At 70.0% G+C, this 8,263-nt stretch carries 8 protein-coding genes and 1 pseudogene; 5 read left to right on the top strand and 4 right to left on the bottom strand.

From position 1 onward, the window contains the following. The coding region (locus WA805_RS18695; protein ID WP_425242969.1) for a hypothetical protein at nt 1-244 on the top strand (244 nt) is incomplete at its 5' end. Continuing rightward, the gene (locus WA805_RS18690; protein ID WP_422282137.1) at nt 241-1,851 is read left to right on the top strand and encodes an NADH-ubiquinone oxidoreductase-F iron-sulfur binding region domain-containing protein; all 1,611 of its coding nucleotides are present in this window, start codon (nt 241-243) and stop codon (nt 1,849-1,851) included. The genes WA805_RS18695 and WA805_RS18690, both read left to right, overlap by 4 nt. On the opposite strand, the gene WA805_RS18685 is transcribed toward WA805_RS18690, so the two are convergent. Continuing rightward, nucleotides 1,838-3,274, bottom strand: coding sequence for a UDP-glucose dehydrogenase family protein (locus WA805_RS18685; RefSeq protein ID WP_425242968.1), 1,437 nt, complete (start codon nt 3,272-3,274; stop codon nt 1,838-1,840). The two genes, WA805_RS18690 and WA805_RS18685, sit on opposite strands and share 14 nt — an antisense overlap. A gap of 167 nt (nt 3,275-3,441) precedes the next feature. After that, nucleotides 3,442-3,726, bottom strand: coding sequence for a hypothetical protein (locus WA805_RS18680; protein WP_422288734.1), 285 nt, complete (start codon nt 3,724-3,726; stop codon nt 3,442-3,444). A 437-nt stretch (nt 3,727-4,163) separates the two neighbouring features. Between WA805_RS18680 and WA805_RS18675 the strand changes: the two genes are divergently transcribed. Further along, nucleotides 4,164-5,486, top strand: coding sequence for a hypothetical protein (locus WA805_RS18675; RefSeq protein WP_425242967.1), 1,323 nt, complete (start codon nt 4,164-4,166; stop codon nt 5,484-5,486). 16 nt (nt 5,487-5,502) lie between these two features. Here the strand turns inward: WA805_RS18675 and WA805_RS18670 are convergent, their stop codons facing one another. Beyond that, nucleotides 5,503-6,108: a DUF1707 SHOCT-like domain-containing protein gene (locus WA805_RS18670; RefSeq protein WP_422271706.1), complete on the bottom strand. Its 606-nt coding sequence runs from the start codon at nt 6,106-6,108 to the stop codon at nt 5,503-5,505. Between the two features lie 153 nt (nt 6,109-6,261). After that, nucleotides 6,262-6,453: a hypothetical protein gene (locus tag WA805_RS18665; protein ID WP_422271704.1), complete on the bottom strand. Its 192-nt coding sequence runs from the start codon at nt 6,451-6,453 to the stop codon at nt 6,262-6,264. A 74-nt stretch (nt 6,454-6,527) separates the two neighbouring features. Here WA805_RS18665 and WA805_RS18660 point away from each other — a divergent pair. After that, nucleotides 6,528-6,728: pseudogene (locus WA805_RS18660) on the top strand (VOC family protein); the annotation flags it as partial. A 159-nt stretch (nt 6,729-6,887) separates the two neighbouring features. Beyond that, nucleotides 6,888-8,263 (top strand): recombinase family protein (locus tag WA805_RS18655; protein ID WP_425242966.1); only part of this gene is annotated, 1,376 nt, incomplete at its 3' end.

Here is an 8,263-nt window from a genome sequence, read left to right as displayed (position 1 = left end):
CAGCCGGTACCGGGACGGTGGCCAGCAGGACGGCGACCGCCGGCCTCGGCGGCAGGCGCCGCGCGACGCGGCGGACTGGACAGAGCGTGACGGCGGCAACGTCGAGTGGAACTACGACCTGCCGCCGTGGGACGGCGGCGCGCCCGAGCCCGATCCCGGCTTCAGGTACCGCGAGCCCGGGCCTGGCATGCCCGGCTACCGTGGCTCCCGCAATCCGTACCGTGGTGGTGACAACCTCCGATGAACCCGAGTTCCGCGACAGAACTCGACGTGCCGCCGATCATGCGGATCGGGGCTGCCCGGATGACGGCCGGCCTGGACCGGATGACGCGGCTTGACCTTGAGGCGCACACCGAGATCTTCGGCCCGCTGCCGCGGATGTCGGCCGACGAGCTGATCACGATGGCCCAGCAGGTCGACCTGCGCGGCCAGGGCGGCGCGGCCTTCCCGTTCGCGCGCAAGCTCAAGGCAGTGGTCGACGCGTCGAAGAAGACCGGCCAGCCGACGATCGTCGTGGTCAACGCGACCGAGGGCGAGCCGGGCTCGTTCAAGGACAAGATGCTCATGATCAGGTCGCCGTACCTGATCCTGAGCGGCGCGGTCCTGGTCGCCGAGGCCATCGAGGCAGAGGAGATCATCATCGGCGTGGCGGGCAACGAGCTCGCGAACCGGTCGATCGAGGCGGCGATCGCGGCCGAGCCCGGGCTGCGCAAGATGGTCCGGGTCATCGAGCAGCCGGATCGGTTCATTTCCGGGGAGTCTGGCGCACTGGTCCGCGGCATCAACGGCAAGAAGCCGGTGCCGCCGGGACGCAAGACGCTCGCCTCCGATCGGGGCGTGGACGACCTGCCGACCCTGCTCTCCAACGCTTCGACGTTCGCGCAGGTGTCGGTGCTCGCGCTCCTCGGCGCGACGAGGTTCGCCTCGGTCGGCGTGCCCGAGGAACCAGGCACGGTACTGCTCAGCGTCAGCGGATCGGCGAAGAACCCGGCCGTCGTGGAGGCCCCCACCGGCATCCCGCTGGGCGCGGTGCTGGACATCTGCCAGGCGCCCGCGGGTGACGGCGTGCTGGTCGGCGGCTACCACGGCATGTGGCTGGACGCCGAGACCGCCTACCAGGTTCCGGTCGGCCGGGAGGGGCTGGCCTCCGCCGGCGGCACCTTCGGGTCGGGCATCGTGCTCGCGCTCGGCGACGGCACCTGCCCGCTCGGCGAGGTGTCCAGGATCGCGAACTACCTGGCCGGCGAGTCCGCCGGGCAGTGCGGTCCGTGCAAGCTCGGGCTGCCCTCCATCGCCCGGGCGCTCGCGGCGATCGTCGACGGATCCGGCGGGATCGAGGCACTCGACGTGGCCCGGCGCGCGGCGGCCACGGTCAACGGCCGCGGCGCCTGCTCGCACCCCGACGGCACCACGCGGTTCGTGCTCTCCGCGCTCGAGGTCTTCACCGAGGACCTGGCGGCGCACGTCTTCCACTCCTCCTGTGGCCGCCCGGTCCGCGGCGTGCTGCCGCTTCCCGACGGCCCGGAGACGGCGGATGCCAAGCAGCTCCTGGTCGACTGGGTGCGGTGCGAGGGGCACGGCCTGTGCGCGCACCTGGTGCCAGAGCTGATCCACCTGGACAAGACCGGCTTCCCCGTCATCTTGCCGATCCCGGTGCCGCCGTGGCTGGAGAAGGACGCGCGGCAGGCCGTGGAGATGTGCCCGGCGCTGGCGCTGCGGATCGAAGCCGACCCGAAGAAGCGCGGCGCCGGCGGCCAGCCCGCCACGCCGGTGCCGATCCCCGCTCCCACGCTGCGCTCTAACCTGCTCAGCGGCCGCGTCACAGGCCAGAAGTCCATCACCGCCGGTTAACGCCGGCGTCTGCCCCCCCCCGCACCCCGCACCCTGCACCAACGTGCTCGATGCGACATCGTCCACGTAAGAGGGTGGACGATGTCACATCGGCTCCCTTCGGGGGTGACGTCGGGAAGGGGGCGGCGACCGTCCAGCCCGCTGCGCGCCATCGCGCCGGGTCGACGGCCTGGCACGCGTCGATGAGCAGGCAGTCGCGGATAGCCGCCGTAGTCTCGGCCGGGTCGAGCGCCGCGAACTCCGGCCAGGCGGTGACCACGAGCACGGCGTCTGCCTGGCGCGCGGCCGCCGCCGCGCTGTCCGCGTAGCCGAGGTGCGGGAACGCCACCAGCGCGTTGCCCGTGGCCTGCGGGTCGTACACCACGACCTCCGCGGCGAGGCGGCAGAGCCGGTCGGCGACGTCGAGGCCAGGCGAATCGCGCACGTCGTCGGTGCCGGGCTTGAACGCCGCGCCCCACAGCGCGATCCGCTTGCCGGGCAGCTCGCCGAGCAGGGTCTGCACGAGGCCCACGACCTGCTGGCGGCGGGCGGAGTTGATCTCGTCGAGCACCGTGAGCAGGCTGACGGCACCTGCGCCCCGAGTGCCGGTGCTGGCGGCGAAGGCGCGCAGCCCGCGGACGTCCTTGGGCAGGCAGCCGCCGCCGTAGCCGAGGCCAGCGGTGAGGAACGCGCGCCCGATGCGGGCGTCCATGCCCAGCGCGTCGGCCAGCGTGGCCACGGACGCTCCGGTGGCGGCGCAGATGTCGGACATCGCGTTGATGAACGACACCTTGGCGGCGAGGAACGCGTTGGCCGCGCCCTTGACCAGTTCCGCCGTCACCGCGTCGGTCACGATCAGCGGCACGCCCGCATCGGTGAGCGGCCGGTAGATCTCGCGCGTGGTCGCCTCGGCCATCGGGCTCCGCACCCCGGCGACGATCCGGTCCGGGCGCAGCGTGTCCGCCACCGCGTGTCCCTCGCGGAGGAACTCCGGGTTCCACGCGACCTCGATCGTGTCGGCGGCGGGCGCGGTCTTGCCGAGGTCCGCGGCCAGCCGGCTGGCGGTGCCCGGCGGGACCGTGGACTTGCCGATGATGAGTGCGGGACCGGCCAGGTGCGGCGCGAGCGCCCGCGCCGCGCCGAACACCTGTGACAGGTCGTAGCCTTCGCCGCCGGGCAGGTCTGGCGTCCCTACGCCGAGGAAGTGCACGGTGCCGAACCTGGCCGCCTCGGCGAAGCTGGTGGTGAAGCGCAGCCTGCCTGCTTGCGTATGGCGAGCGAGCATCTCGTCGAGCCCGGGCTCGAAGAACCAGGCCCGGCCGGTGTTCAGCAGGTCGACCTTGTCTTCGTCGATGTCGACGCCGAGCACGTCATGACCGATCTCGGCCATGCACGCGGCATGCGTGGCGCCGAGGTGCCCGCACCCGATCACGGTCAGCCTCATGAACGGGTCCTCCCATTCCTGGAGCTCGTCGCAGGCGGTGACCCATCGCGAGAGCGCCTGGTGGTGTGCGGCGCGGTATGCGTCGCTTCGGAAAGTACGCTCCGTGAGTGACCTGCCGGTTGCCCCTCGCTGAACGGCGCCCGGCGTGACGTTGACGGGTAATGAGGTTAGCGGCCGGGAGGTGCGGCGGGATCCTGAGGGAACTTGTCCCGCGCCGCCGGGGCGGCGTAACTCCGCTCCTGGAGGATGAGCGCGAGCTCGCGATCGAACTCGGCGAAGGCGGCGCGCAAATTGCCTTCAAGCCATGGATCGGGGCGGGTGCGGAGGTAGCCGGAAACGCCATGGGCCATCCGGGCGGACAGCTCCTTGATGCGGTAGCCGGCGCGAAGGAGCCAGAAGGTGAAGACGCCCATACCGAGCATCACCACGACCGCTGCGTACTGGATGCCCACCGAATGCCCCAACGCTGCGACTGCCTCCCTTCTTATCCCCGCCGGACGGTCTGCCACGTGCGGCGATGCACCTGTTCGGGCACCATCGAGGGTCTCATTTCCCTACTAAAAGGGACGCTTGATCGTTGACTTCGGTGTACCTCCTTTACCAGTTCTTAACTTTCTAGCATGGTGCGCAAGGTCACTCCAGCACATCGATGATGTTGTTGGGGCAGAAGTGGACATCGTCGGTAGACGCCCGCCGCGTAGCCCAGAACGCGCTCCGGGTCGCGGTACGCGAAGCGCGCTGAACGGCGAGACGCTGCGCCGCAACTTCGGCGACGAGTAGTAAGAGCCCTGGCACGCACCCTCCCCCGCGCAACCGCCGGCCCGGTATGGCAAACCGTTCCGGGGCGGCGGCCGTACATTCTGACGGAGACTCGTCAGGGAGCGGCGCCATGGTGACTGGGCTGGCAATCGCGGGATCGCTGGCAGGCTGGCTCATTCTCGTCCGGATGGCCACCGGCGGGCCGCGTCTCGGCCGCCCCGTGTGCCGCCCCGGTGCGGTCCCGCTGCCGCCCGCCGAACCGCCGGCGGTGGTGGGCCTGGTGGCGGGCCGCCCGGACGCCGATCTGTTCACGGTGACGTTGCTCGACCTGGCGGCCCGCGGCTGGTTCAGGCTCAGCAGGAGCGTGCCTGACCCGCGGGCCCCTGTCCCGGCCATGTGCGTGCTGCCAGCGGAAGCTCCCGTCGAAGAGCTGACGCCATATGAGCTGCGGGCGGTCGCTCACTTGTCCCGTCGGGCCGGGCCGCTGCCAGAAATACCCGCCGCGGCGCTGGCCGACGGCTTCGAGGGCGGCGCGGGCTCGTTCCGGCAGGCGTTCCGCGGCGACGTGGTGGCGGCCGCCCGCCGTCTCGGCCTGACCCGTCCCACGCTCAGCACGGCACGCAAGGCCATGCTGTGCCTGTTCGCGCTCGTCCCGGCGGGCGTGGCGCTTGGCGCCGCCTACTCGTACCAGCACAACGGCCAGCTCTTGGTGTTCTGCGCTTTTTACTACGCGATCCTGTGCACCTCCGTCGCGAGGGTCAGCAGCGAACGGCTCACTCCGAAGGGGCGGCAGGCCCTTGCCGACTGGCAAGCGCACAGCACCATCCTCGGGTCAGCGGCCGGTACCCGAGATGAGGCTCGTGCCGCCGCGCTTGGCGCGAACCCGGAAGCCCTCGCGCAGTTCACCGCGCCGGGGGACGACACCGCCTGGTCCGGCTACGGCGCGGGCTGGCGGCTGGTCACCATCGGCGATCCCGACACGCGCATCTGGCCAGGGCTGTCCGCGGGGCCGCTTGCCGCTTTCTGTCTGCTGACCACGCCGGGCATACCGCTTCTGGCCTTTCTCGGGTACGAGGTCGCCGGCGGCTCACCCGGCATCGAGCTCGGGATTCTCATTGGCGTGGCGCTGGACGCGCTGGTAATCATGCGCGGCGTCTCCCGCTGGGCGCACCTGCCGCGCTTCGCCGAGTTCGACGGCCTGGTGCTCCGGCAGTGGGAAGTGGAATCCAGCGATGAGGGAACCTCGTACTACGTCGCGGTCGACGATGGCTTCACCCCGCAGGCGTGGGCCTTCGAGGTCCGCCCTGCGGACTACCACCGGCTGGCGCCCGGCACGCTCGCCCACGTCCGGATCAACGCACGGCTCAACAAGCTGATCGATATAGAGGCGACCCGCCCGCCAGCCATGTCACCGGGGATCGCGGACTCAGCGCAGCCGGCCGACCCGCCCTGATCGTTTCCCTGCCACGTCACCGGCGCGGTGCCAGCCACCGGGTGTCGATCCGGGCGTGCCGCGCCCGCCCTGCCAGGCGGACACGCAGCGTCTCCGGCGCGTTGTCGTTCGCGTCCCTGCTGATCGTCAGCTTGGTATGGCGCACCGACAGTTCGTTGGCGTCCACCACCATGCCCGGCGCGAGGACCAGCTCCACGTTGCCGCCGCGCACCCGCAGTTCGATGATCAGCTCGGGTCCGCTGTGGACCGCCTTGGTCAGGTCCAACATCACGTCGCACCACGCGGTGTTCAGTCTCAGCCGGTGCGGCAGCGTCCACCGGCCCTCGCGGCGCACCGATCCATGCCGTTCGCGGATGGTGAGCAGTTCGGCGGCTGGCTCGGCCGGTGTCCTGGCGAGCGGCAGCGCGAGCGCACCGTCACTGCAGGGCGCCGCGATCAGATCGGCGGTGAGCGGGGTCAGCGCGTCGATGGTGCGAGCGGCCAGCGCCGCGTCCAGCCGCTCATCGAACTCGGCCTGGTAGAGCCGCCCGTCACCGACGGCGGCGCGCAACAGTTCGATAACCCGGTCGCGGTCCGCATCGGATGCGCGCAGCGCGGGTGAGCTGGGCGGATCTGCCGGCATCCGGCCTCCTCGGCGGCGATATGGTGGCGGCGCCGCGCCACCGGCCTTCTACGTTATAGCGCGAGTCGGCGGCCATCAACGAGAGGTACGCCAGCCTGCACCCAGCCATGTCCCGCTGTACTTTCATGGCCTGTTGGGTCGCCGGCCTAACCGCTAACCGAAGTGACCCCAGTGGACGGCGATGATGAGGAGCAGACCGCCGACGGCGAGCGCGGCGCCGGCGACTATCTTCCGGGCTCTGGCCATCTTGAACAGCGGGATTTCCGAGGCGGCGAACCAGATTCCGGCGATGAGTATAAGCAGGAAGCCGACTTCGGCGATGACCACGCCGGTGTGGTGATCCATGCGTGGAATCGTTCCGTGCTGGCGTATCACGTGTCAACGGCCGGAGAACTTTGCATTGACTAGGAGGTCCCGACATGGCCAGTAAGTTCACCGAGCTTGCCATCGACTGTACCGATCCCAGCGGTCTCGCCCGGTTCTGGTGCTCGGTCCTTGACTATGAGGTGCAAGACGAAGACGACGGAATTGTGACGATTGGCTCCCCTCTCGTGCCTGACGGCAAGAACCACCCTGGCCCAGTGCCGCCGACGTTGACATTCGCGTACGTGCCCGAGGGCTAGGATACATGTGTTAAGGTCGGATTTAAGCCGATAAGGCAGCGTAGCAGACGCACCGACCTTGGCGAGGCGAGCGACATGGAGCAGCCGCACCCACCAGATGCACCAGCGCAACCGCGCACCCCGGACGCACCCGCTGCGCATCCGGTAGAGCGCCCGGTGCGGGCGCTGATCGCGGCCAGGCTGAGCAAGCTCCAGCGCGGCGGGCAGCAGGGCATCGGGATCGACACCCAGGATGAGAAGTCCCGCGCGTTCTGCGAGCGGGAGGGGATGACGGTCATCGACGTGGTGGCCGACACCAAGTCCGGGACGGTCGCCCCGTGGGACCGCAAGAACCTCAAGCCGTGGGTCACCGAGCCCGAGAAGATGGCCATGTACGACGCGGTGGTGGCGTACAAGACCGACCGCTGGTCCCGGGGTACCCAGGAGGATTTCCCCCGGATCGAGTTCTGGGCGACCCAGCACGGCAAGCGGCTGATCATCGTGGACGGCCCGCAGTACCCGGCGCGGGCGGACAAGTTCGATTCGGACTACTGGCAGTGGCAAGCGGAGAAGATGGCCGCGCGCCGGGAATGGGAACTGGGCCGCGAGCGCGTCGTGCGGGCCACCGACGCGCTGCGCCGGGAGAACAAGTTCGTCGGGCGCATCCCATGGGGATACGTGACCGAGGGTCCCAAGTACGACAGGAAGCTGGCCGCCACTGACCTGGGACGGGAGTACATCCCGCAGATCTACGACATGGTCATCGCCGGGAAGAGCCTGGCGGACATCTGCGCGTGGCTGGACTCCCTGCACCTCTGGCACAAGCTCGATCCGCAGACCGGGGAGCTGGCCGACGTGCCGTGGTGGCCGACCAGGCTGGCCGACCTGATCAGGAGCCCGGTGTACCGGGGGCACTACTGGATGACCAGTGCCGAACGTGACCCGGTGACGGGGAAGGTGGCCTGGTCAGAGAAATGGGAGCACTCGTGCGAGGCGCTGATCGACGCGCGCCGGTTCCGGCTGGCCAATGAGGCTCTGCTGGGCCGGGAGAAGCGCGGCCCGCGGGGGGAGCCGCAGGCCCGGGCGATGCTGAAGGGCGCCATCAAGTGCCCGGACTGCGAGGGCTCATCCATGAACAAGCTCACGTGCAGGGCGTCGAGCAAGCACGGCGGCGGGACCTACACCTATTACCGGTGCACCGGCACCGGGAGCCGCCGCAAGGGGTGCGGCAACATGGTGCGGATGGAGGTGGCGGACGCGGCGGTGGACCAGATCATGGCCACCACGTTCGGTGTCCCGGTCAAGCGGCTCATCCTGGTCAAGGGGACCGACTACCAGGATCAGCTGGAAGAGATCAGCTACCGGATCAGGGCACTGGACCCGGACGCGATGTCTGATGAGCAGTTCGACGAGCAGGTGCGCAGGCTGCGCGCCGAACGGGACCGGCTCAAGGCCCTGCCCGCCGAGCCCGACCGGTGGGACGAGCAGCTCACAGAGGAGCTGTACTCAGACATCTACCAGGCGCTGCCCGCCTCCGAACGCGGCGCGTGGCT

Source organism: Trebonia sp. (genome assembly GCF_049794275.1).
In the GTDB taxonomy this organism is placed as follows: domain Bacteria; phylum Actinomycetota; class Actinomycetes; order Streptosporangiales; family Streptosporangiaceae; genus Trebonia.
This window is presented reverse-complemented; position numbering and strand designations above follow the sequence as displayed.